Annotated in this window: 21 protein-coding genes; 11 read left to right on the forward strand and 10 right to left on the reverse strand. The window is 39.0% G+C overall.

Going from position 1 to position 25754, the window contains the following annotated elements; genetic code table 11:
• Positions 1-443: 443 nt before the first annotated feature.
• Complete coding sequence (locus ABJD71_RS12080; RefSeq protein WP_348169445.1) at positions 444-2039, reverse strand: VCBS repeat-containing protein; 1596 nt, start codon at positions 2037-2039, stop codon at positions 444-446.
• Positions 2040-2053: 14 nt separating this feature from the next.
• A complete protein-coding gene (locus ABJD71_RS12085; protein ID WP_348169448.1) occupies positions 2054-2713 on the reverse strand; it encodes a DUF6796 family protein in 660 nt (219 codons plus the stop codon).
• 783 nt (positions 2714-3496) lie between these two features.
• Between ABJD71_RS12085 and ABJD71_RS12090 the strand changes: the two genes are divergently transcribed.
• On the forward strand, positions 3497-3739 hold the full coding sequence (locus tag ABJD71_RS12090) for a hypothetical protein (RefSeq protein WP_348169451.1): 243 nt from the start codon (positions 3497-3499) through the stop codon (positions 3737-3739).
• A gap of 493 nt (positions 3740-4232) precedes the next feature.
• On the forward strand, positions 4233-4508 hold the full coding sequence (locus ABJD71_RS12095; protein ID WP_348169454.1) for a hypothetical protein: 276 nt from the start codon (positions 4233-4235) through the stop codon (positions 4506-4508).
• Between the two features lie 127 nt (positions 4509-4635).
• On the opposite strand, the gene ABJD71_RS12100 is transcribed toward ABJD71_RS12095, so the two are convergent.
• From ABJD71_RS12100 to ABJD71_RS12115, 4 genes are read right to left on the reverse strand one after another with little or no spacing between them, the layout of a single operon-like run.
• On the reverse strand, positions 4636-5610 hold the full coding sequence (locus ABJD71_RS12100) for an NADPH:quinone oxidoreductase family protein (protein WP_348169457.1): 975 nt from the start codon (positions 5608-5610) through the stop codon (positions 4636-4638).
• A 16-nt stretch (positions 5611-5626) separates the two neighbouring features.
• Entirely contained in the window at positions 5627-6661 is a 1035-nt protein-coding gene (locus ABJD71_RS12105) for a phosphotransferase family protein (protein WP_348170480.1), read from the reverse strand.
• 36 nt (positions 6662-6697) lie between these two features.
• Positions 6698-7912, reverse strand: coding sequence for an acyl-CoA dehydrogenase family protein (locus ABJD71_RS12110; RefSeq protein ID WP_348169460.1), 1215 nt, complete (start codon positions 7910-7912; stop codon positions 6698-6700).
• A gap of 12 nt (positions 7913-7924) precedes the next feature.
• The gene (locus ABJD71_RS12115) at positions 7925-8602 is read right to left on the reverse strand and encodes a histidine phosphatase family protein (RefSeq protein ID WP_348169463.1); all 678 of its coding nucleotides are present in this window, start codon (positions 8600-8602) and stop codon (positions 7925-7927) included.
• 392 nt (positions 8603-8994) lie between these two features.
• Here ABJD71_RS12115 and ABJD71_RS12120 point away from each other — a divergent pair, with 392 nt between their 5' ends.
• The 3 genes from ABJD71_RS12120 to ABJD71_RS12130 all read left to right on the forward strand — a co-directional run bounded on the left by ABJD71_RS12120 (position 8995) and on the right by ABJD71_RS12130 (position 13784).
• A complete protein-coding gene (locus ABJD71_RS12120; RefSeq protein WP_348169466.1) occupies positions 8995-11583 on the forward strand; it encodes a TonB-dependent receptor in 2589 nt (862 codons plus the stop codon).
• A gap of 183 nt (positions 11584-11766) precedes the next feature.
• Positions 11767-12936: a methyl-accepting chemotaxis protein gene (locus tag ABJD71_RS12125; RefSeq protein ID WP_348169469.1), complete on the forward strand. Its 1170-nt coding sequence runs from the start codon at positions 11767-11769 to the stop codon at positions 12934-12936.
• A complete protein-coding gene (locus ABJD71_RS12130; protein WP_348169472.1) occupies positions 12933-13784 on the forward strand; it encodes a hypothetical protein in 852 nt (283 codons plus the stop codon). The genes ABJD71_RS12125 and ABJD71_RS12130 overlap by 4 nt, the downstream gene beginning before the upstream one ends.
• A gap of 56 nt (positions 13785-13840) precedes the next feature.
• Here the strand turns inward: ABJD71_RS12130 and radA are convergent, their stop codons facing one another.
• Entirely contained in the window at positions 13841-15202 is a 1362-nt protein-coding gene (radA, locus tag ABJD71_RS12135; protein ID WP_348169475.1) for a DNA repair protein RadA, read from the reverse strand.
• Between the two features lie 157 nt (positions 15203-15359).
• Here radA and ABJD71_RS12140 point away from each other — a divergent pair, with 157 nt between their 5' ends.
• Together ABJD71_RS12140 and ABJD71_RS12145 are read left to right on the forward strand one after the other, a co-directional pair.
• A complete protein-coding gene (locus tag ABJD71_RS12140) occupies positions 15360-17879 on the forward strand; it encodes a PilZ domain-containing protein (RefSeq protein ID WP_348169478.1) in 2520 nt (839 codons plus the stop codon).
• Between the two features lie 10 nt (positions 17880-17889).
• Complete coding sequence (locus ABJD71_RS12145; protein WP_348169480.1) at positions 17890-18729, forward strand: hypothetical protein; 840 nt, start codon at positions 17890-17892, stop codon at positions 18727-18729.
• Between the two features lie 53 nt (positions 18730-18782).
• On the opposite strand, the gene serB is transcribed toward ABJD71_RS12145, so the two are convergent.
• Positions 18783-19841, reverse strand: coding sequence for a phosphoserine phosphatase SerB (gene serB, locus ABJD71_RS12150; protein ID WP_348169482.1), 1059 nt, complete (start codon positions 19839-19841; stop codon positions 18783-18785).
• A 135-nt stretch (positions 19842-19976) separates the two neighbouring features.
• Here serB and tsaA point away from each other — a divergent pair, with 135 nt between their 5' ends.
• The 4 genes from tsaA (at position 19977) to ABJD71_RS12170 (ending at position 24663) form a co-directional block, all read left to right on the forward strand.
• The gene (gene tsaA, locus ABJD71_RS12155; RefSeq protein ID WP_348169484.1) at positions 19977-20678 is read left to right on the forward strand and encodes a tRNA (N6-threonylcarbamoyladenosine(37)-N6)-methyltransferase TrmO; all 702 of its coding nucleotides are present in this window, start codon (positions 19977-19979) and stop codon (positions 20676-20678) included.
• A 96-nt stretch (positions 20679-20774) separates the two neighbouring features.
• Positions 20775-22490 (forward strand): proline--tRNA ligase, encoded by a 1716-nt coding sequence (locus ABJD71_RS12160; protein ID WP_348169487.1) that lies wholly within the window; start codon positions 20775-20777, stop codon positions 22488-22490.
• 192 nt (positions 22491-22682) lie between these two features.
• A complete protein-coding gene (locus ABJD71_RS12165) occupies positions 22683-23522 on the forward strand; it encodes an MBL fold metallo-hydrolase (protein WP_348169490.1) in 840 nt (279 codons plus the stop codon).
• A 10-nt stretch (positions 23523-23532) separates the two neighbouring features.
• Positions 23533-24663 carry a patatin-like phospholipase family protein gene (locus ABJD71_RS12170; RefSeq protein ID WP_348169493.1) on the forward strand — a complete coding sequence of 377 codons (1131 nt, stop codon included), beginning with the start codon at positions 23533-23535 and terminating at the stop codon, positions 24661-24663.
• Positions 24664-24780: 117 nt separating this feature from the next.
• Here ABJD71_RS12170 and ABJD71_RS12175 read toward each other — a convergent pair whose 3' ends face one another.
• Positions 24781-25245 (reverse strand): DUF1456 family protein, encoded by a 465-nt coding sequence (locus ABJD71_RS12175; protein ID WP_348169496.1) that lies wholly within the window; start codon positions 25243-25245, stop codon positions 24781-24783.
• 252 nt (positions 25246-25497) lie between these two features.
• Positions 25498-25719 carry a hypothetical protein gene (locus ABJD71_RS12180; RefSeq protein ID WP_348169499.1) on the reverse strand — a complete coding sequence of 74 codons (222 nt, stop codon included), beginning with the start codon at positions 25717-25719 and terminating at the stop codon, positions 25498-25500.
• Positions 25720-25754 lie beyond the last annotated feature (35 nt).

Consider the following 25754-nt stretch of genomic DNA (forward strand, 5'->3'; position numbering starts at 1 on the left):
CTTATGGCGTTACCTACTTGATTTCAGCTATATTTTAAACAATGATTTTTGTTTTTGAATCCTCGATATGACGAGCCGATACAAAATAACGATTATGACTGAGAACACTAAAGATAAATAACATAGGGGTATTCCCGAGTTATTTATTGGGCACACATTACCAATTGATATTTCAGACACAACACCAATGAATGCAATAACAAACACACTACCCCATCCTGCATAGAACAGTTTTTTTGCAAACTTGTGTTTTAAAAGTAACGCGCTAACAAACATCACTAAATAACCTAGGCTCACTAAATAGCAAATAGGTACCCCTAATGCATTCGGGCATGGCGCTTCTTTTGTAAGTGTTAACAAAGATATATTTAAGCCACCCCACAAACCAAAAATAATAAGCATTACTAATGAAATGTGGAGCAATGTTGTTAAATTATTGGGCACTAAAAGATAACCGTTGAGTTCACCCAGCTTCCTGATTGTGCTGCTTGCTCACCGCTGATATATTGCACACTAACTTCAGTAGCAGTTGCACTACCTAAAGCAAATATTTGAGTATGTGATTGATCAGAATTTAAACCTTCTCCCAATACATAATCTCGGCGCAGTATTTTTCCATCGCTTCTTTTTACAGTGATTTTTGCTGCTACAGACTTCACAGTATCAGGAAGTTTTACTTTCAAGAAATTAGCATCGCCACCTTTGTTGATAAAAGCTTGAGATTTACCCGCTATATTTATGTGTACTACATCAGGGTAACCATCATTGTTAAAGTCTGCTGTGATTGGCGTAATACTATACCCTTTATTAATCACTCCACTTGCCTCGCCAGTATCAACAAACTGCCCGTCTTCTTTTTGCAATAAAAACCGCCCTGGCAGTCTAAATAAAGGGATGCGATGCGGGGGGAAACCAATATAATTTTCAGACACCACTAAATCATCTAGCCCGTCTAGGTTGAAATCTTCAAAGATAGCTCCCCAAGAAAATTCAAAATCAGCAATTTTAGCTTGCTCAGCAACATCATCAAATTCAAAACCACCTTTGTTTTTGAACATAATCCACTTGGGATTGAATATTTGATCGTCTCGTAAGTCACCTTTAGCAAGGAAGCTAGGAGCAGAACTGCCGACATTAGAGAAAAAGAAATCTGCAAACCCGTCATCTTCAAGATCAGTTACCGCAATTCCCATAGGATAGCCGTACTCGCTACTATTTGGGTTAACATGATCTTTAAATTTGTTATTACCCAAGTTTTTCCAGGTTTTGACATGACCAGTATCATGAGCTACAACTAAGTCTTCTAAACCATCATTATCAATATCAACAAAGATACCCATAAATGTATTGTGCTTATATCTCAAACCAGAAGCATCGGTAATATCAGAAAAAGAATTGTCACCATTATTCAGTAACATCACGCTGTCACCGCCGTAGCCCTGTTTGTTAAATATATTCTGCCCTTCAACTAGCTCTTTTTTGATATACCCAGATACATACATATCAAAATAGCCATCCCTATTGATATCAGCGACAGCGACAGATAAAGGAGTGGTGTCACTTGGAAGAGGAAGATCAAGTTTTTGAGCTTTAAATTGGCCAGATTCATTTAAATATAACCAAATACCTGTAGTACGAGTAACAATTAAATCAGAAAAGCCGTTGCCGTCTACGTCTAGTACCGTTGCTGCGAACGTGGCATCTTTTAAGTCTGGTTTACTGATGATTTCCAAGCCTAATGGTTGTAATTTTTCTTGCTTAAAGCCAAACACAATATCTTTTTGATTAGGGCCACCACCAATAAACAACTCTTCTTTACCATCATTGTCGATATCTATAATTGCACTGGCGGTAAAAGGCAGCGATTCACTATCTTTTAGCTTTTGGTCAAAATCTAAAAAGTATGAATCAAACTCTGGTATCAATACACCTTCCGTAGAAATTTCATAAGGGTTATTTTTGTCTAAGGTGAATCGTGTTGTAACCACAATTAATATAATTGCGACCAAAACGACGGGCGCTAGTAATAACTTTTTCATACATTCCTCTAGCGCTATCTAAGCGCAGTTTGTTTTTTTGTTTGAATTAACGACATGATAAAAAATAAACCAAACCCAACATTCAGTGCGATTGGCATTAAGTATTTTCCAATTGAAGGAGCAACTAGGTAAACGATAAAAGATAAAAGTAGCAAAACAATAGGGCTAAATAAGGCTTGCCACTTTTGATAATTTGACCTGCCAGTAAAGGCCAAATAAGCAAATATGATAGATATGGCAAGAGTGGTAATTCGCGTAACAGTTAATAAGTTTTCATAACGAAGCTGATAGAGTTTAATTAAATGCTCTACGTCTAAACCTTGCTCTTTAGCATGAACTAAAGCACCAATACTTGACCGTGAACTTATCCAGTCGGCTCCTATCATAAATCCATATGCAGCAAGTAAGAACCCAATAAAAGCCAACGTTGCGTTTGCGGGTTTAAGCATAAGATAAATATGCCAACATCCCACCACGTAAAGAGGAGCACCAAGGACCCCTAAGAAATGCCCAATGGTCTGTTGAGCGTCAGACGTCGCTAACATGAAGTCATAATGTGTTTCAGAATATCTAGCAAGAGGGTCAAAATGCAGTAAAAATTCTCCCGCACCTACTAATATGGCAGCCATTAAACCCACTACGCCTGTTAATACTATTACATTATGTCGTTCCACTTTTTACCCTTCTAGCCTGTCATTAAGATGTAGGACTATGTGTTTTGATGTTTATTTGAACTACTTGTACGAAACGAAGACAGGCAATCACCCTTATAACTTTCAACTACATTGGCATATTTTTATATTCTCTTATTCTGCTAAAGAGAATCGTTGCCCATACACTCGTTTTCTAATGGCTCTACTTTCAGAATATATTCAGGTTTTAAATAGTATTTTTTCTTGTGAGGATTCTAATAATCTCTATACCTCTGGTTAAGACCAGCTCTCCCGCTAACATTAGGTTGCTATCGTTAGGTGGCGTTTAAACACCTTAAGTAATGCTTTACCCTTGACTGTATAGCTATAACTTCACTAGCCGTACTTTCAAATTATGTATTACACCCGACTACAATAATTTTCCGGCTAAATCGATATGTGATTTGTCTATAACAAACACCCTCATTCTAGAAATTGGGCAAAACAACGTTTTTCATTTAGTCATTCTTCTAATTGATTTCAGTTTTTGATTACTTAAAAAATAGAGAGGCGCTGTTGAAGTTCTTTATTAGCATCTATGCCTAAAGCACTACTTGCCGCTGACTAAATAATATAAAATTTCAGCCCCCTTTGTCACATAAGCGCTTGAGATTAAAGCGATTAAGATTTGGAGAAGGCCCTATTTCATGATTGTTTGAAACCTATAAACCTTGAGGGAAACTGTATGTTTTTCTCCTTTTTGTAGTGGGTATCATGATAAACTCATTGCAAACTTATCTAGCGTTATGAAACCTTAGGAACAATATGATAACCGTAGAAAAAGACTCAAAAGCAGAAGAAATATTTATTCATGCTACTACAGAAGATCTCAGAGAGTTTGCAAAGCAACTTTGGGCTATATCTGAAAAAGGTGATGTAAAAGGTAAACATAAAGCACTGTTAACAGCAGACAAAGGCGAAGACTCTGAGTTGTCAACCCAACTTCAAGGTGAGCCTCGTCAACACAGCATAATCAAGAAACTAACCATCAATTGTCGTAAACCATGATGTAAACAAGCATTATTAAAGTTATTTAATACTATATTTTTCATTCAGTGACTTTCCTGAGTTTTTCGAATTTTGTGGATATTTTGATGTGTTAGGAGTTGGTGTTCGTATTATCAATTCATCTACTCAAAAATATTCTTAATAGTCAAATTTCAGTGGTGTTTTACTCTCTGTAATACATCACATGGTGTTTACAATATTGCTGCATAACTCGCTCACAATTAAAGTAGCAGCGAGTTTTTAACATTTTTAAATAACGATGAGTTAGTGTCCGTTATCTAACCATAGCCTTTGCAGTATAAGACTTTGGAGGTTGTAAATTAAAAGTACACTGCCACGTGGTTATCGCTAAAAAATTAACAATCTTATATTTCATCATACCTATGTATTTTCATATAGATTTTTAAATCTTGTGATTTGAGCTTTAATCGATCTATCGAAAAGATAAAGCGTTTCAACTTACAATTGAAATAAAAAATCCTAGGAGCTAGCCATGTTGAAAACAGTCAGAATGTCTATCACTATTGCCTGTATGTCTGTGCTAAGTATCAGTTATGCACATGCTAATATTGGTGAAACATTTGAAAACAACTGCACCATAGTGAAGACAGATAACAAAGGCGAACTAGGTAAAAAAATAAAATCCGTGAAGCCCGATTTTAAATTAAAACTGAAAGAGCATTTCTACGCTAATATTTCTTGTAGTGATGGCAAAAACTTACCCCGCTCTACAATATTAAATAGTGCAGCTTTATACGACCGCTTTTAGCTATTTGAACCAAGTTCGTTCTACCATGGACTAGCAGTTCAACATGGTGGGTGTAGTACTTTTAACTGAGTAATATGCCGTAAAAAGGCCTCATTTGAGGCCTTTTTTTCACTTCAAATTTCTTGATTTACGGCTTAAGTGAAACTTTACCTTTTACTTCTCGATTCATGACCCTATTTAGGCCTAATTTGGCATCTTTAAGCGGTACTACTTCATCTACCACTACTTTTACGTGTCCTTGCACATACCAAGTTAACAGCTCTTTCATATTTGCAGCAAAGTCTTGTGGTTGATGCTGGGTGAATGAACCCCAAAATACTCCAACTACCGAGTAACCTTTAACTAGAGATAAATTTACGGGAAATTCTGGTATGGTTCCGCCAGCAAAGCCCACCACCAACAAGCGACCGTTCCAAGCCATACTTCGTGAACAAGCATGAAACGTATCACCACCTACACACTCATAAACCACATCAACACCTTTGCCATTTGTGACGTCTTTAATAGCCGTTTTCAGGTCAGTGTTGGTGTAATTAATCAGAATATCAGCGCCGTTCGCTTTAGCGATATCTAGCTTTTCTTGGGTAGAACAAACAGCAATCACCTTTGCCCCCATTTCTTTACCAATTTGCACTGCAGCTAATCCAGTGCCACCAGCAGCTCCAGTGACCAGTAGGGTTTCGCCTGGCTTTATTTCCGCTCTTTGTTTTAATCCATGATGAGCAGTAGCATGTGCTGTAACTAAAGCTGCAGCTTCTTCATCTGGAATTTCATCAGGTATGGGTAATACATGGGTCGCAGGGCATGCCACCTTTTCAGCATAGCCTCCGAGCATACACAGGGCGATAACACGCATCCCTACTTTTAAGTGGCTCACCCCTTCACCGATTTCACTGATAACACCGGCCACTTCGCTGCCAGGTATAAATGGGAAAGCCGGTTTCATTTGGTATAACCCTTGAACTAGTAACCCATCAGGAAAATTCACTCCCACCGCTTTAATGTCGACTACCACTTGCCCTTCTTTGGCTTTAGGTTCGGGAACTTCTTGATACTGTAGCGCTTCTACAGAAGCAAATTCATTACACACAATTGCTTTCATTACATATTCCTAATTCTTACCAGGTTAATTCTAAGGCGTATTGGGCAAGAGGCTTTACCATGCCTCCCACTGCTTGTGCTTCTTTGTTTGAAGCATTGCCATCTTCAGCTCTCTTCGCTACACCCTGAGCAATCGCAGCTAACCTAAAAAAGCTAAATGCCAAATAAAAATTCCAATTTTCGATTTTATCGATACCCATCAAATCACAGTAGCTAGCAACATAATCAGCCTCATCAGGTATACCTAATTTTGCTCGGTCAATACCACCAAGCCCTGTGGCCTTACCAAGATTATCTGGCAAGCGTAATTGCATACATTGATAAGCAAGATCAGCATAAGGGTGCCCTAGAGTTGATAGTTCCCAATCTAAAACAGCAATAACTTTTGGCTCACTCGGATGAAACATCAAGTTATCCATACGATAGTCGCCATGCACCAAAGACACTTTGCCATCGTCAGCGGGTAGGTTTTTCTCAAGCCAACTAATAAGCTTATCCATCTCTGGGATATCCTGGGTTATAGACAACTGATACTGTTTACTCCAGCGGCTAAACTGGCGTTCAAAATAATTTCCTGGTTTTCCGTAATCATGTAGCCCTGCTTTTTCTATATCGACACTATGCAGCGAAGCCATAACCTCGACCATATTTTGATACATTTGCGTACGGGTAGAGTTACCTGAAATTTCTGTAAGCGCACTGTTCCAAAACACCCTGCCTTCAACATATTCCATCACATAAAACATACTGCCAATTAGGAACGTGTCGTCGCAGAAGTGATAGACCTTAGCGACAGGAACACTAGAATCTACTAACGCATCTAGCACTCGATATTCACGGTCTACGGCATGGGCAGACTTAAGCAGCTTGCCTGGAGGTTGACGTCTAAGCACATAGGTAGCTTTAGGCGTTTCTAGTTTAAACGTAGGGTTAGACTGCCCCCCAGCAAACTTAGTGGCTTTCAATGGACCACTAAAGCCATCAATATGCTGGGTTAAATATTCAGTGAGTTTTAGCTCGTCTAGTTTATCTACAGTGGCAATATTGCTCATCATAAGATCCTTAAATTACTCATTAATATTTCAGGCCTACGCATTTTTTTCTGCAATCAAGTTACGCCCTAATTGCATCATGTGAACTTCGTCTGGACCATCAGCAAGCTTGATAGTTCGCGCGTAAGCATAAGTCGCAGACAACACGTAATCTTGGCTGGTTCCGCCTGCACCAAACATTTGAATAGCTTGATCTATGACTTTACATGCCATAGTTGGAGCAACAATTTTTATAGCCGCAATTATATTCTTACTCACCTTATTACCGTGTTTATCCATATTATCGGCAGCTTTTAATGTCAGAAGCCTTGCTTGCTCAATATCACAGTGCATTTGTGCAATTCGCTCTCTGATAGACTGCTGTTTACTCAAGGGCTTACCAAAAGCAACTCTACATTCAACCCGTTCACACGCCATATCTAAGGCTCGCTGCGCACACCCTATAAGTCTCATGCAATGATGAATTCGCCCGGGTCCTAAACGTCCTTGCGCAATCGCGAACCCTTCACCCTCACCAACGAGTAAATTTTCAGCAGGCACTCTAACGTTTTCAAACAAGATCTCTGCGTGGCCAATGGGTTCATCATAATGCCCCATAGCAGCCAAAGGCCTAACCACAGTAACCCCGGGGGTATCCAAAGGCACTAAAACTTGAGATTGTTGCTGATGTTTGGGCGCACTTGGGTCGGTTTTGCCCATCACCACCATAATTTTACAATTCGTATTCATCGCGCCACTGGTATACCACTTGCGGCCATTAATCACGTATTCATCACCATCTCTTTGAATAGAGGTTTCGATATTAGTCGCATCAGATGAGGCAACCGCTGGCTCTGTCATCGCAAAAGCAGAACGAATTTCACCTTCAAGTAAAGGTATTAACCATTTTTGCTTATCTTCCTCTGAGCCATAACGTGCCAACACTTCCATATTTCCGGTGTCTGGTGCACTACAATTAAAGATTTCAGCACTCCACAATGAGCGGCCCATTAATTCGCACAGCGGAGCATATTCAAGGTTACTCAACCCCGCACCATAAGGTAGATAATCTTTAGGTAAAAATAAATTCCACAAACCGGCGCTCTTAGCTTTTCGTTTCAGCTCCTCCATAATAGGAGGCGTTGTCCAGCGCTCCTGACTATTATGTAGAGTGTTAATATATTCTTGTTCTATAGGGTATACATGTTCTTCCATAAAACGTTCTAAACGCTGAATCAATTCTTGAGATTTACTTGAATATTCAAAATTCATAATATTTTCCTTTTAACTAAAGGTGATGACGTCTGGTTTATGCAAGTTTTCCAGATGTGGGACATTGTTAAAACTAGACAATCGCACAGCATTTTTGTTGAAGTAAAAGTGACTAAAACTGGAATTCTTTATTTGCATATTGAGCTCCATTACATGATGAGTGTGTAACTCCAAGACCAAACTGAGCAGCATGGCTATTACGCCACCAGAACTTACAATTAAAATAGGTTGTTTTGATGGGCTTTTGCAGACAAGATCCAATGCGTTACCTACCCTCGCTTTAAAATCACTCCATGTTTCGTTGAGGCAATCATGAGGAAGTGCATCTTGTGACCAAGACAACATTGAAAACTTTAGTAATCGGTAAAATAACGTAGGCTCTGCGTCAGCGGTTAACGTTTGTTCGGGATGAAGTGATAAATAGGCCTGAACGATATTTTCAAAGTCAAACTCATTAAATCCAAGGTTTATTGTTTCCTTAGGTTTTTTTTCAGATTCTAAAAATATGCCTTCCGTTGTTTCCTTATGGCGAACCATATCGCCTCTAAAGACTTGACTAAACACAATGTTTTTCCGACGAAAGTAACTGCCAAGCCACTTAGCTTGATGATGCCCTAGCTCACTAAGTTTATCGTAATTCTTTGCTCCGAAAGACGCTTGTCCATGACGCGCTATGTAAAACTCAGCCACATGATTTCCAACTAATGTTCTCTAATTCACTAGATACTATTCTCTATATAATTATTAGTTGAATTTATTATTTTAATTAAAATTCATTTATTTAAATTATAGTGAAACCAACGAAATAGTGACTCTATAAGCAACCACTAGTTTTCATTAATGCCTCACTAGCTTTTATGGATGTTTTCTAACTCCGATAAATGTAACTTATTAGTTAATCCAAAATAATATTATTAACATTTATAGAACTTAACATTTACTTTTCACAAGTAAGCTTGATAAGGTACAGGTCTGATGAGTGAATCTGAAAGAGCAATGAAGCTGAAGTTGATTCGAGTATCAAAAATCTCAAGTAGAAAGTGAAAACTAGACTTGTATCACAAGCGAATAAGAGAGCCACTATGAAACAACAGTTACCTCAAAATTTTAAACCTAAAGCTATAGCTGCTTTAATCGGATTAACCTTTACGTTAAATAACTCTGTCAGTTTTGCTCAAGAAGCGGAACCTGAAACAGCTCTAGAAACCATCACAGTTACCGCTCAAAAACGTACCCAAAATCTCCAAGAGGTCCCTGTATCGGTCACAGCATTTACCGGTGATGAAATGGCAGAAGCCGTCATCAAAGACATGTACGACCTGCAAACCAATGTACCGGGATTGGGAGCATTTCAAAGTCAAAGTGCAACCAACTCTAGTTTTTCAATTCGTGGGGTGGGTACGTCTTCTCAGAATTTTGGCCTTGAGTCATCAGTAGGCTTATATGTAGACGGCGTGTATCGCGCTCGCCAAAACTCAATGATCAATAACCTAGTAGACGTGGCAGCAGTTGAAGTATTACGAGGTCCTCAAGGTACACTTTTTGGTAAAAACACACCATCAGGTGCAATATTAGTTTCATCCGTAGCACCAAGCCATGATGGTGGAGATAGTTTTGTTGAAGCCACTGTTGGTAACTACGGACTAACTAACTTATCTGGTGCAGCATCAATTTCAGCCATTGATGATATCCTAGCTTTTCGTATCACCGCTTTTGGTAGCCAAAGAGATGGCACCATAGACAGCGTAGGTAATGGCTCAGAAACTGGAAAAAATTTACTAAACGATAGAAATCGTTGGGGGGCACGCATTCAAGCCCTATATACCCCCAATGATGATGTATCTGTTCGTATAATTGCTGATTATGCAGACATTGATGAAATTTGCTGTGGTGCACCAGTTCAATTAAGTAATGCTACCATCAATCCTGATGGTGAAATAGGCTCTGACTTAGCGCTACCATTACTCGGGGGAACAGCATTTGCCGGTGGTGATGCATTTTACGACAGAGAAGTGGCCGTTTCGTTTTTACCCGAGTCAACCATGACTGACAAAGGGTTATCTGCAGAAGTTGACTGGGAACTAGATGAAAATTATACATTAGTTTCAATTTCTGCTTACCGTAACTTTGAGTCTTTCGATAATATCGACACAGACTTTACCGACGCCAACTTGTTCGGAACATACAACGACTCCAAACAGAGCTCATTCTCTCAAGAAATACGCATCGACTACACTGGCGATAACCTAAACTATATTTTAGGTGCCTATTACTTTACCCAGGATTTAGACTTAGATTATAGTTTATATACTGACACTTTCTTTAATGAGTTCTATATGTCTTCTTTAGGGGGCGCATTAGACGACTTATTTGCTGGCATTAATGCTATCAGTGCAGCCACTGGTGGCGCAGTTGCTCCTGTTGCAGATGCAGCACCAGCAGGAACAGGGTTTGATCACCAAGCCAAACAACAACATGAAAGCTATGCTATTTTTGGGCAATTTGACTACGAGTTAAGCGACACGCTTACCTTAACCGCAGGCTTACGTTATACAGACGAAACAAAAGACTTAGTGACTATTTTTAGTGAAAACCTTGCGAATGGCAGTCAATCACCTGATTTTTTTAATAGTACCACTGAGTTAATTATAGGAGCCGGAGCAGCTGGAGTTGCGGCGGGCAATATTGGTGCTGCATTAGCGGGGGGGCAAGCTCCTAGTGCTGAAGACATGGCAGCTCTTCTACCCTTTCAAACCGCGGGCTGGGGATTTCAGTCGCTTGGTGCAACCACTGCAAGTCGCTCTGATATAATCGAAACCATAGAAGATGACCAAATTACAGGCTCGTTAAAATTAAGCTGGCAGCCTAGCCGTGGCACCTTAATTTATGGTTCATACGGTACTGGCTATAAATCTGGGGGAACCAATACTGACCGTATAGCTGATGGCTTTGATCCTTTATTTGACGCAGAAACATCAGAATCATTAGAAGTTGGCATCAAAAAAGATTTCCCCAAAAACAACCTAAGGGTGAATGCCGCGGCCCACTACACTACAGTTGAAGACTTTCAAGCGAATACCTTTACAGGTAACGGTTTTAACCTACAAAATGCTGGTGACTACGAGATATCAGGGTTTGAAGTAGAAGCTACGTGGCTTCCGGTTGAAGATTTAGAAGTTAACTTAGCTTATGCATTTGTTGATGCCGAATATAAAACCTTCGAAGGTGGAAACTGTTGGGTAGCATACACTTGGCATACCGGTATTGACGATCCAGGGCGTCAAAATGAGGATGACCAATTCTGCGACCGCTCAGGTGACAGACCTGGTGGCGAGCCAAAACATTATGCGGTGTTAAGTGTTAAGAAAGACTTCGAAGTATCTGACGGCATCTATGCATATGTACAAGGTGACTTTAGCCACACTAGCGACATGGTTCTTGATGGCAGCAATGACCCTTATGCGGTGCAAGACGCCTATAATGTTGTCAACCTTCGGTTTTTCATGAACTTTGAAGAATATGACATGGATTTAATAGCATGGAGCCGTAATGTGTTAGACGAAGAGTATATTAATCGGACTAACTTCAATGCTCCGCTTCAGGATGGTAAATTAAACGCCTATATGTCTGAGCCTGCGACATTTGGTTTAACGTTGAAGAAACGCTTTTAAATATATAGAAATTAATCTAGGAGCCAGCACTTGCTGGCTTTTTTTTCGCGTAAAATTTATGCCTCTGACTCAAAAAGAATTTTATTTACCGTTATCTAAAGGTAAGGTATTGTTAATTAAGATTAAAAAGAAAATTCTTTAATTTTAGCTATTCATTAGTTAATTTAATCAAATGGAGATGTAATGAACAACCTATTAGGTTATCCGGTTATGCTGATGTTCAAACTAATGAATGTAAAAGCAACTCTAGTTAGTATCTGGTTTATTACTCTGTTTTCTATTTTATTTTTAATTCAAAATGAGTTTTACAGCCATTACGCTATTGATATATTTATTGGCGGGCTTGTTATTTGGCTCATCACTGCCTCGTTTCTTTGCATTACTAATGATTTACATAACTTTGAAGTGCAGCTATCTCAAGCCGCAAAACCAGAGCATGATTATCGTGAACTCAGCTCAAACACAATTTTTTTTGATGGGTTAATTAACCAATTTCAAACTTTAGTTCGAGAAGCAGACAGGCGCATAGCGGAACTGAAAGAACAAGTTGCAGAAATTCGCTATTCATCAAAGCAGGTTACAGAGTCTGCTTTAGCAGTATCAGATAACGTTGCTAAACAATCAGACTCTACAAATTTAAGCGCTGCTGCAGTTACGCAAATGAGTAACTCATTGCAAGATGTTGTTGCAAAAATATCAACAGTTGAATGTGCTGCATCAAAAGCCTGCGATTTGGCAAAAGGTGGCACCACTCAATTAAATGACTTAGGTACAGAGGTAGATATTGTCACGCAAGAAGCAGCTCAAACACTCTCTGCAATTAAAGAGCTCAATAAAAGTAGTGAACATGTGTTAACACTAACTAATGATATTCAGAAGATCGCCGAGCAAACCAATTTACTCGCATTAAATGCATCAATTGAAGCTGCTAGAGCTGGTGAGCAAGGAAGAGGCTTTGCTGTAGTTGCTGATGAAGTACGCTCTTTAGCGAGCGTTAGCCAAGAAACAGCGACAAATATTATTGGCAGCATGGGAGGAGTAACGAAACGTAGTGCCAGTGTAGAAACGAGTATGTCTAAAGTGTTTAAACTTACCCAAGCTTGTGTAAAAAAAGCCGATGAAGCTAAACACAATTTAACAGATATTTATTCAGAATCAGATCAAGTTAAGTTTCAAATCTCAGTGATATCAAGCAATACAGAACAGCAAAGTATAGCCACTAAAGAGATATCAAAACACTTATCGGAAGTGGTAGAAATCGCCCAAGCCAATGCTCAAATTGCCGAACAAACAACAGAACTGGCAGGACATCTTAAAAACGTAACTTCTTCAAATAAGGACATCACTCAGTGAACCTAACATTGATGGTCATAAGCCTAAGTATTATTGCTATATCACTGCTTATTTTTAATAGTTGGAAAACAAAACAACAATGGCAACAACATAAACGCATTTTGTCTAAAGTAAAAAAAATAAAATTATTAATTTCTTTGCTTCAGAAACACCGCGGAAAGAACGCCGCTTACATCCAAGGTGATGCCCAAGCTAAACCCATAATAGCTGGGATAAAGGTTGAATTGAAACCAATAATTGAAGAGTTAAATGCAGAGCAACTAATAATTACTCAAGAACGTTGGCTTGGGTTTTCTGATCATTGGCCACGCTTGGCAAGCACAGCTGGTGACTTATCTATTGAAAAAAGTTATGTACAACACACTGAAATGATAGCTAACTTACTCTATTTACTTGAAGATATTGCCGAACACGAGCATTTCAATAAAAGCAGCTTTGAGTCACTCCCTAATATTTCATTGCTATGGAGAGAACTACCTTTTACGGTTGAGTATATTGGGCAGTCTAGAGCAATGGGAGTTGCTATTGCGGCTGCGGGGGCAAGTACTCAGGTCGATAAAGTAAAATTAGGTTATTTAGAAAAAAAAATCACAGAACTGTCTTCTACTGTTTTTAAACAATTCAAAAACAAAGGAGCCCATTCGAGAAAACAGTCTACCTTACTACTTAAAGCCTCAGAAGAATGTTCAAATCTTACTTCAACTATAAAATTGGAGTTTATAGACAGTACCGAAGTAAACGTAACCTCTGATACTTTTTTCATCATAGCAAGTAATGCAATGGAGGCTATAAACAGCCTTTTAGATTATGAAACGCAACAAGTTGAGCTATATCTAGAAAGCATATAGCTTACTTTTTATGAATGGCTATTTTTAAAATCTCAATAATGAGTACTGAGTGCGATTTATAAAGCATCTAGTGCATCTGACAGACGAGACACCCCTATAATTTCAATACCAGCAACACCTTGTTTAGGCACATTCGCTTTAGGCACAATAGCTCGCTTAAACCCATGCTTTGCAGCTTCACTGATTCGCTCAGAGCCATTAGGTACAGGTCTAATTTCACCCGCTAACCCTACCTCTCCGAATGCAATGAGTTCCTTATCTAAAATTTTGTTTTGAAAACTAGACACTATGGCTAACAACAGCGCTAAATCAGCACTAGTTTCAGCGACCTTTACCCCTCCCACAACATTAGCGAATACATCTTGGTCATTCATTTGTACGCTACCATGACGATGCAATACTGCTAACAACATAGACAAACGATTTTGCTCTAAGCCGACAGCAACTCGTTTAGGGTTAGCCATTTGTGAATAATCTACTAAAGCTTGTATTTCTACAAGCAGTGGGCGGGTGCCTTCCCATACCACCATTACGATACTGCCTGGAGACTGTTGCTCTTCTCTGCTCAAAAAAATAGCTGAAGGGTTACTCACCTCTTTAAGGCCTTTTTCAGTCATCGCAAATACACCGAGCTCGTTCACAGCACCAAATCTATTTTTATTGCTTCTAAGCGTGCGATAACGACTATCACTTTCACCTTCTAACATCATTGAACAATCAATACAGTGCTCTAACACTTTTGGCCCAGCTAAACTCCCTTCTTTAGTAACATGCCCGACTAAAAACATGGCAATATGTTGCTGCTTAGCAAAGCGTGTCAAAAATGCAGCGCTTTCTCTAACCTGCGACACGCTGCCGGGAGCAGATTGAACATCTGCAACTTGCATAACTTGAATAGAGTCTATTACCATCAACTCAGGCTTGTGCTGTAAAGCCAATTGGCAGATAGTTTCAACGTTCGTTTCCGCCAATAACTTCAACTTATCTTTCGCTAAACCTAAACGCTGAGCCCGAAGAGCAACTTGCTGTAAAGATTCTTCACCAGTTACATACAATGCATTTTTGTTACTAGCCATTTGACACATAACCTGCAATAACATGGTGCTTTTACCTGCCCCTGGAGAGCCCCCTATCAACATGGCTGAACCTGGGACAATTCCTCCACCTAAGACTCGGTCTAGTTCCTTATAACCTGATGCAAACCTTGGTAGCGCTTGTAAGTCTATGTTGTCTAGCGTCTCAACCACAGCTTGAGTTTGGCCTGAATAGCCACCTAGATTGCGACTAGTGGTCGCACTGCTAGATAGTACAAACTCACTGATGGTATTCCACGCCTTACAATCGTTACATTGCCCTTGCCAACGGGGATACTCTGTTCCACAATCAGAACATACATAGGCAGTTTTTTGTTTCGCCATATTATTTTTGTCTTTTTATGCAAAGATATTAAATAGAATGATTATCAAATTTAATATCATATTTTATAGAATGAATTGTTAAAAATAGCCTGGTAAAAACCAGTCAACTTTTCTGACATGACACCGATAACAATTATTATAAGTTAATTCCTACTCCATGAGCCAAGATATAGAGCAATACGCCAACATTATTGAACAACTTAAGCCCATGATACATGAGCCTGAGTTTAATCAAGTGCTTAATCAAGTCGCCTCTACAATTCCGAAAGAGAAACGATTTTTAATTAAAATGGAATTAATGCGTCTAGCACGTCCATGTATGCGTTTAATTGACTTGCGAGGTTTAGTCTCAGGAAAATGTAGATCCTTTGAACATCTAAATAAACAGCACTTCTTAGATGATATAGCAATTGAAACATTTGAACGACAAGTTAGAATTTTTGGCGAATACACAATAGGAGTTTATGAAGCAGTTACCAACACCGAAAACAACTACCGGGTGATGCACAAAAAAGATCAGGAACAGGCCAAGCATGAAAAAAACAACCCTCGCAAGGAAATACAACCTGCTGAAACGTATGGAGCTCCGCTTTTAAAATTTGGTAACTTCGCTCAAAGAGACGAAGAAAGAATGAACTTTTCAGTTAGTATTGAAATGTTTACGAGTCAAAATAAAAGTGTACAAGCCACAACGATAGATGTTTCTGTTAACGGCTTAAAAGTGAAAACCAGTAAAGAGCACTTACTAAAAGAAGGGGAGCGTCTTGCGGTTCAATTTAGAGGGTTAGAAAAAGAATACTCCCTAGATAAACGTCAAGGTATTGCTTATGTAATCAAGAAAGTGGAAACAGCTCAGCACGACCAACGCATTAATTTAGTGCGTCAAACTGATATCCCTAACCCTGTATTTGATAAGTTCTTTGAGCACTTCATTCATGGTAATAAAAGGCGTTATAAGGTTAACTTAGACAATACTTTCACAGCCATTCAAAATAAAACCTACGAACAATATTACATCCCAAACTTTGCTTCTATTCCTGTTTTTATAGACCATGTGGATGGTAAATACATCCCTAGATATGCTTTGGCTAATGATTGCAATAGAGAAGAAATTCAATATTGGGCCAATGAAATACAAGATCTAAAAATCGGATATTTGTTAACTGAAGAACGCTTAAAACATGCCCTGTCCCTTAATAAAGGCCAACAAGAGTTATTTATTTTTGTGTTTAATCATATTAATGATGGCAAAATTTACTTTTACTCTGCTTCTCATCATGAGTTAGACCAAAAGCCTACTTTGAAAAATTTATTCTTAGGCTTTGGGTCTCGTAAAGTTAGTTGGCGTGTCTATAAATTGCAGTTAACAGAAATGGATCCTCAACAAAGTTATCGTCCTTTATCCATTTCTAACTCAATCAACGACAACATAAAAAACCAAAACCAAAAACCTTCCCCACGTCTCATGTCGAGGTTAAAAAGTCTGTCATATATTGCAGTTTTAACCAATGTCACAGATGACATAAGTACAGAGCATTACCAAAAACATATAATTAAACGGGAACAGTTAGCAAAATTAAAAATATTTGGCCACCCTAGGAATAAACCACCGGCAGTGGTTACGGTTTATCGCTTTAAATATTTTAACCAAAGACGTGAGACTCGTTATTTACTGCGCACCTCTGTAAAAGTTAAAATAGCCAATAACGTTTTTGATGGAAATACAGAAGACTTTTCTACACAAGGTTTAAGGGTAGAATTGAACGCCCCCTTGCCTACTTCTGAAGAGCTGCAAATATCCTTAACTTTTCCGCAGTTACAAAAAGTTACCAGTAAATTTAAGCTATCGGATTTACCTTATGTTGTCCGCAATGTTTCAAAAGACAGCTTTGTTTTACATTTACAAAATATAGTGACTGATGAGAATAAAACCGCCAGACGCTTTTTTGAAGCATTGATTAAATCTAATCGCTCAAAACTAAAGTCCTTTAGAGATGAGGAGGAGGTGCCGGGAATTGGCGAGGCTTTACGTAATATCTATACAGAAAACATAGTCAATACTGCATTTTTCCTTAGTAAAGATGGCAGTAATTATGTAGCGGACGCTGCGGCAACTGGCGCAACGAACAACCGAATTCATAACTTGTTAACGTTTCAGACAGCCCCAAATATGGTTGACTTGTATCCCCTATTTATAAGTAATAAATCAAAACATGAGTTTATCACTCGTACTATGAAAACGAAGCGACCTAGTGATAAACCCGACATGAGAGAGTTATTTGTAGCTTTTGACCCAAGTCAAGAAACAAGAAGAGAAGCAATAGAAAGTGTATTTTCAGAACAATTCACCAGTACCAAACACCGCAGAGATTTTATAGCCCAAGCCCTCCAAAGAGGGCAATTTATTGCGATAAAAGTATTCCTTGGCCCCACCGGCAGGCCAGATTTTGAAACCATGCAAGCTGAATTACAGTATGTGGGTATCTACGCATTACACAAAGCTAAAGCCCTAGAAGATCAACTGTGGAACGTGTCTGGCACGGGTGATTTAATTGATGTGACTGATGAGGTATTACGACGTTTTGAGTTCACCGAAAGTGTCGTTTTAATTAACCACAAAACACCCCCAACCCACAAAATAAAGCAAGTGGGTATAGAGCAACTCCTAAAAACGTAAAAGAAGCCTTATGATGAAAATTTTTTTGAAAATAATAATCAGTAGCTCAATGATGGTTTTATTGACCCAATGTCACTCAGTAAACAAAGTATCCCCATGGTTACTCATAGATAACTTTGAGCAGCAACATACTATGGATACATGGCATAAAATGGATACAGACAATCAAACGTCTCCATATGTAGATGCCCCTCAAATAACAGAGGTACACCAAGAAGACGCGACAAGTAATCATTATCTACTAAAAAAACCTGCAGCAGAGGGCGTCATTGGAAACAGAAAAGCCATCACAATAAAACCACTCCCAAAAGCAGTTGAGCTAGGTGAAACTTATACATTTTATACACGCATTAAAATAGAATATTTTCCAAACAACCACTCTTTTGGTTTGACTAACTTGTCCCCTATTGAGATTGAGAAAAACCATTACAACAGTTTTGAGCCTATGATACGAGTAACAGATAAACTTGAATCTAATGGCTTTAAAAATGACGGCACCCTAATGGTAATGGGTGACAACAAGGCTTATCACAACATACATCATTTAGCTTCTGGAAAAGCAGCTCAGCCACTAGCAACAAATCAATGGTATGAATTATGGTATGTCATTAATAACTCGCCTCACACCAAAGGAGGGCAAAGTTATGATTTATATGTTCGTGGCGGAGAGTTTGATAAACAAGAGAAAGTATTCGAACATGCTAAATTTAGAATGAAACGAGAGTTACCCTTGGGGTATTTTATGACAATTAGCAATACAGGATCGGCTAAAAAGCCCTATGGTAATGGCGGTTTGATGTATGATGATATTTATATGGCGAAAGGTATAATGTTAAACACGCCTGGCTAATCAAATGCAGATGAAAGAACCTCAAAATATTTTGCTTTGAGGTTCTGTTCCATTTAGTTCACTGCTAATACCCACAACAAAACATCTAAACCACCACGGCGAATAGCAATATCGGCCTTTTCACGAACCACAGGTTTAGCATGCAACCCTACACCTAAGGCCGCAGCGTTCATCATCACTAAATCATTTGCTCCATCACCCATAGCGATAGTTTGAGCCCCAGGAATACCCCATTGTGTGGCAAGTGAGACTAAGGTTTCAGCTTTAACTTCTGCATCGATAATGCGCCCTTTTACTTTTCCGGTTAACTTTCCTGCAACAATCTCTAATTCGTTTGCCACTGAGGCATCCAATCCTAACCTTTGTTGTAAATATTGAGCAAAGTAAGTAAAACCGCCAGAAGCAATGGCAACTTTCCATTGGTGTTTTTTTAATATGTACACAAGATTAGCCACTCCCGCCATTAAAGGTAAAGCATCTCGTACTTGCTGCAAAATTAATTCATTGGCACCTTGTAAACAGGCCACCCTAGTACGCAGGCTTTCTGCAAAATCTAACTCGCCTTTCATCGCCCGGGCAGTGACGGCTGAAACGTGTTCTCCTACCCCGGCTAATTCAGCGATTTCATCAATACACTCAACAGCAATGACAGTACTATCCATGTCCATAAGAAGTACCCCAGGCTCAGACAATGTCGGTGAGCGTTTAAACCAGCATAGCTCAACACTTAATTGTTTTGCTGTCTCTTCTATCTTATTTTTTATACCATCAGTTTTTTTCATAAGGACTTTAGCGCATATGGAAAAGCCAGCGACTCCCTGAACTTGTACTACTTTAAAACTATTAACTTCACAGTAATCTTGTAGCGCAAAGGTAATTAATTGTAATTGCTGTAAATGTAAACCTTCAGAGAATATTAATAAATTATGGTGCTCCTTATCATCGCCTGACACAGGCAACAATTTCTCGTTGTGAATGCCATCAGTAACCGGTTGAGCTGAATAGAGCGCGTCATCAACTAAGGTAAACCGCTGTAAACCATGAGTACTTACCAATTTTTCCAAAAAGATATGAGATAAAAAATTACATTTAGAGATCTTCAATTCAAACACAAATAACAACCTTATCGCTCAGAGTAAAAGTATGGTATCCAAAGGGTTATATAATTGCTATGAAAGGGTTATGCCTGTTTTTATTTATTTATATCCTTATAATCCGAGCATCGATAATCCCTAGTAATGAACCACATGAATATTGCCATCAATCCTATAGGCAAAATCAGCACACCATACCCAGAAAAGTTCGCGATCCCTCGTCAACCAGGCTTAGTCAAAAGTGCCAATGGCATCATCTATTTTGAGAAAGAGTTTAACGATCCCAATTACTTACGGGGTTTAGAAAAGTTTAGTCATTTATGGCTACTATTTCACTTTCACAAAACCGCTGAGCAAGGGTTTAAACCACTGGTACGCCCTCCTCGTTTAGGAGGGAATAATAAACAAGGAGTGTTTGCTAGCCGCAGTACTTTTCGGCCTAATGGTATTGGCATGTCTGTCGTGGAGTTTGATTCAATACACCACCACAACAATCAGTTGAGCCTAACTGTAAACGGAGTCGATTTAATAGATGGAACTCCTATTCTAGACATAAAACCGTATGTACCCTATGCAGACAATATTAATCAGGCAAGCAGTGAAGTAGCACAGTATGCTCCCGAATCAATGACAGTTGAGTTCTCTACTGAAGCAAAGGCTAAAATTACTAAGATAGAGCATACCTACCCTAATTTGAAAACACTAATACAAGAAGTATTAAGTCAAGACCCTCGCCCTGCATACCACAAGACGACTGAACCAGAAAAAATATATGGTATGAGCTTATATGATTTGAATATTCAATGGCGAGTTTCAAACCAGATAAATACCGTAATAACGGTTCAGCAAAAATAATTTATCGATAGGTAAAATAATGGCTTTAGCAGACGAGATGCTGCTGATAGAATGGCGTCCATTTTTTCACTTCAACCCTTAGAGATTTTTCCGTTCATGCGCACAAGTAAATATTTATTATCGACGCAAAAAGAAACCCCAGCCGATGCAGAAGTTATTAGCCACCAGCTAATGTTACGTGCCGGTATGGTCAGAAAGTTAGCATCAGGACTTTATACTTGGTTACCATCTGGTTTGCGTGTGTTAAATAAAGTCGCGAATATTGTGCGCGATGAAATGAATCGCGCAGGGTCTATTGAAGTATTAATGCCAGTAGTGCAACCCGCTGATTTGTGGCAAGAATCAGGTCGTTGGGATGAATACGGCCCAGAGCTTCTGAGGATAAAAGATAGACATTCTAGAGACTTCGTATTAGGCCCCACCCATGAGGAAGTCATCACTAGTTTAGTCAAAAATGAAGTCAATAGTTATAAACAACTTCCACTTAATTTATATCAAATACAAACTAAGTTCCGCGATGAAATTCGTCCCAGATTTGGCATTATGCGTGGTCGCGAATTCACCATGAAAGACGCATACACCTTCCATATGGACCAAGCATGCCTCGAGAAAACATATGACTCTATGTTTCAAGCCTATTGTAATGTATTTGAAAAAATTGGATTGAATTATCGTCCAGTCATTGCAGATACAGGCTCAATAGGTGGTAGTGCATCCCATGAATTTCACGTTTTAGCAGAGTCCGGTGAAGACGATATTGTATTTAGTAATCAGTCTGACTATGCCGCTAATATTGAAATGGCAAGTGGGCTTGCACCTCAAGGTGATTGTCCTGCAGCCACAAAATCTCTTGAAAAGGTGGCGACACCTAACCAAAAAACAATTGAAGCTGTATCAGCGTTTTTGGATGTGCCCGCTAACCAATCAGTAAAAACGTTAGTGGTTTTAGCCACCCCCGATGAAAATGGTAAACAAGGCTTAGCCGCCCTGGTATTGCGCGGCGACCATAAACTGAACGAAATAAAAGCAGAGAAGTTAGCAGGCGTATTTGCACCTCTAACGATGGCATCTGAGCAACAAATTGAAGACACATTACACTGTACAATTGGCTCAATTGGTCCAGTTGGTTTACAAGTGCCGGTTATTGTTGACCGAGATGCCGCTCATTTGGCTGATTTTGTTTGCGGAGCAAATGAAACTGACTTCCATTATACAGGTACAAATTGGTCTCGAGATGTACAAAGCTTTGAAATAGCTGATATCCGCAATGCTGAAGTGGGAGACATATCTCCAGATGGCAAAGGAACCTTAGAAATCAAACGTGGAATAGAAGTCGGACATATATTTCAACTTGGTGATAAATACTCCAAAGCCTTAGGGTGTGGAGTATTAGATGAAAATGGCAAACATAAAATACTCACTATGGGCTGCTATGGTATTGGAGTGTCTCGTATCGTTGCGGCTGCTATTGAGCAAAACCATGATAAGTATGGCATTATTTGGCCAGACGCCATCGCGCCTTTCAAAATAGCGTTGATCCCCATGAACATGCATAAGTCACATCGCATTCAAGAAACTGCCGAAGCCCTTTATAGCCAACTAACTGATGCGGGTATTGACGTATTATTTGACGATAGAAAAGAGCGTCCAGGTGTAATGTTCAACGATATGGAACTAATTGGTATTCCTCATACAATCGTAATTGGTGAGCGTAATTTAGATGAACAAAAAGTAGAATACAAAAATCGTAGAAATGGTGAGAAACAGCTTCTTGAGTTAGACAAATTACTTAATTTCGTTAGCTCTTTATAAAAAAGCCTCACTTTGTAAAAATATACTAAAAGCGCCTTGAGGCGCTTTTTTATTAAGTAAAAAATGCTCATATGTCAGTACTTAATTGCGCCAACACATACGAATAATTTTAAGTTTATACTTAATAGGCCTATGCTTTTAGTTATAATGTTTAACTTCACGGATGTGATCTATTTCGAAATGAGACAATAAATGCAAGTAACCTTTTATGGTGTTCGGGGTTCCTGCCCTTCTCCAGGGCTAGAGTTTATCAAATATGGCGGTAACACTGCTTGTGTACACATTAATTTGGATGATGGCACAGACATTATTTTAGACGCAGGAACTGGGATTAAAAAGCTAGGTGATAAACTCATCAAGCAAACTAATGATATTCATCTGCTCATTACACATAACCATTGGGATCACATACAAGGTTTTCCATTTTTCGCTCCGATATATCAACCTAATCGAAATATTTTAATTACCCCAGGACAAACCACTCACAATGATCATAACGCAATCCTTGAACAAATGAGTGGTAGTTATTTCCCTGTCGATTACAAAACTTTACGCTCTAATATAAAAATTTTGCCTCAAGACAAAGAAGTGAACAGCTGGAAAATTGGCTCTGCTACTGTCACCCGATTAGCTATGAATCACCCAGGTGGCGGCAGTTCATTTTGTATTCAAGCGGACGGCAAAAAAGTGGCGTATATTACAGATAATGAGCTGTACCCTCCTTATAAAAAAAATACCGATTTTTTAGATTGGGTTAATTTTAGCTTAGACGCTGATTTAGTGATCCATGATGCTCAATATATGCTTGCTGACATGCCAGAAAAAGCAGGCTGGGGCCATTCAGTGGCAGAAGAGGCTGTCAAATTAGCAATGGGTTGCAGAGCTAAACGTATGGCTCTATATAGTCATGACCATATCCGAACTGATGACGAAATTGAAGAAATTGAAAATCATTGCCAATATGTCATAGAATTAGGCGGTGCAGACTTACAGCTATTTGCCGCAGCAGAAGGACTGAGCCTCACTTTGTAAGGAAAAACTGTTGTCAGACCGCAATCAATACGCATTATTATTATCAGGTGGCGGCGCCAGAGCCGCTTATCAATTAGGTGTTTTAAAAGCCATTGCTACTTTCTTACCAAGAAATCAAGGCTTACCGTTTCCTATTGTTTGTGGGAATTCTGCAGGGGCAATTAATGCTACTGGTTTAGCTTGTTATGCCTCTTGTTATCATCTAGGGCTCAGAAAACTAGAATGGGTCTGGAAAAACTTTAACACTCGCCAAGTCTACGACAGCGGCATACGAGATGTTTTTAAACACTTATCCCTTAATTTTTTAAGTAGTTTTCAGACCGAACAAAATCAAAAGAACCCTTCTAGCTTATTAAATAATCAACCTCTTAGGCGACTGATCCGAGAAAGGCTAGACTTCCACCGCATAGACCGAAATATATCCAGAGGATACTTACGAGCGATCAGCATCAATGCCTCTAGCTATTCAAGCCATGATTCCATTAGTTTCTATCAGGGGCAAAATGACATCCAACCTTGGCACAGAGAAAAAAGACGAGGCGTACCATGTACGCTCAACTCTGAACATTTAATGGCCTCTTCCGCTATACCATTACTATTTCCACCTGTAAGAATGATGGGAGAATTTATGGGTGATGGGTCTGTACATCAATTATCTCCACTTAGCCCAGCGATACACTTAGGTGCAGAGAAAATACTCATCATTGGGGTTGAGCAACCAGAAAAACGCTCTCGATTCACAGATCTAAGTAAATATCCTAGTAGCATAGCCATTGCTGGTCACTTGCTAGACACCATTTTTGCAGACACCCTGAATGCAGATTTAGAACGATTAACCAGAATAAATCAAACCATCGCACATATGACCTATAAGCAACAGCAACAAACTCAGCTAAAAGCCATTGACTGCATGGTGGTGAATCCATCAACTAATTTTAACGAAATGGCAGCGAAACATTTTCATAAAATGCCTTCTGGCATAAAAGTACTACTGCGTATGTTAGGGTTACATGATAAGTCTGACACTAGTTTACTTAGCTATTTATTGTTCGAAAAAGAATTTTGTCGAGAGCTTATCGAATTAGGAATGAAAGATGGCCTAACCAGGCAAGAAGAACTAAGGAGCTTTTTAGCTATTTAACAACGTAGCACAAAGGTAATACTGTAATAATATGTTATTGAGTCTATTACACAAGAATAAGCCTCGATAGGTACACATCAAGGCAGTTTTTCATAAGATAAGAAAGCATATGCTGGCTTAACCGTCGCCTCGTATCTTCAACTGTAAGCCCTTTAAAAAGTTACGTAAAATTTGATCATTACAAGCACGGTATTGACGGTTCTCAGGCTTTCTGAATAACGCGCTCAATTCATGTTTACTAATTTTGAAACCACTTAAATCCATCGCTTCAAGCACGGCTTCAGCTTGCATATTCAATGCTATTTTCAATTTCATAAAGATAATATTGTTAGTTAGCCTACGCTCAACAGGCGCTTCAACTCCGTCGCGCTTACCTCGGTTAGTATTGATCAGGCCATTAAGAAATAACGAAAATTGAATATCGGTTATTTCAACAAAATCCGGGTCATCATCTTTTCGCAACCAAGAATGCAATTGTGCAACGGTAGCGGGATAGTCAGCCTGGGCAAAAATATCTATCATTTTTGCATCGTTAAAGTCGAAGATATAACGCACTCGGCGCATCACATCATTGTTGATCATAAAAATCCTAGGTAATGGTTAGCTAAGGTAACCTTAAATATTCGCATAGTTTAAAGCTTTTCACGACGAATGACTTACTTTATTAGCCGATTAAGCTAATTTCATTGGTTAACACAGATTTATAATGCGAGGTTTTAGAGTCTGGCTCTATAAACACAACTAAGAATAGTAGGGACATAACCTAATAGACTTTCACGACGAACATGCAACGCAGCAAAGTATCTGTGTATAAAACCAGAACTCAAACAAATATTAAAAACAAAAACTAGTTTGCATTCCTTCAGCTTTCAACTTCTCATTCCGCTGCACTCTGGCAAAGGCTCTTAGATTCTCCATTCGTGATAACACACTATGCTGGCCTGTTTCCGACTCAACACTTAGTTGAGCTTGGGTACATAAATCACTATCAAGGTAGCACGGTGAATCTAAAAAATACCTATTGGCAGAAGTACTGAGATTAGGTTGTCTGTGCATAATGCCTCCAACAAATAACTGTTTATACATACAGT

Origin of the sequence: Paraglaciecola sp. (assembly GCF_039943935.1) — a bacterium.
GTDB lineage: Bacteria > Pseudomonadota > Gammaproteobacteria > Enterobacterales > Alteromonadaceae > Paraglaciecola.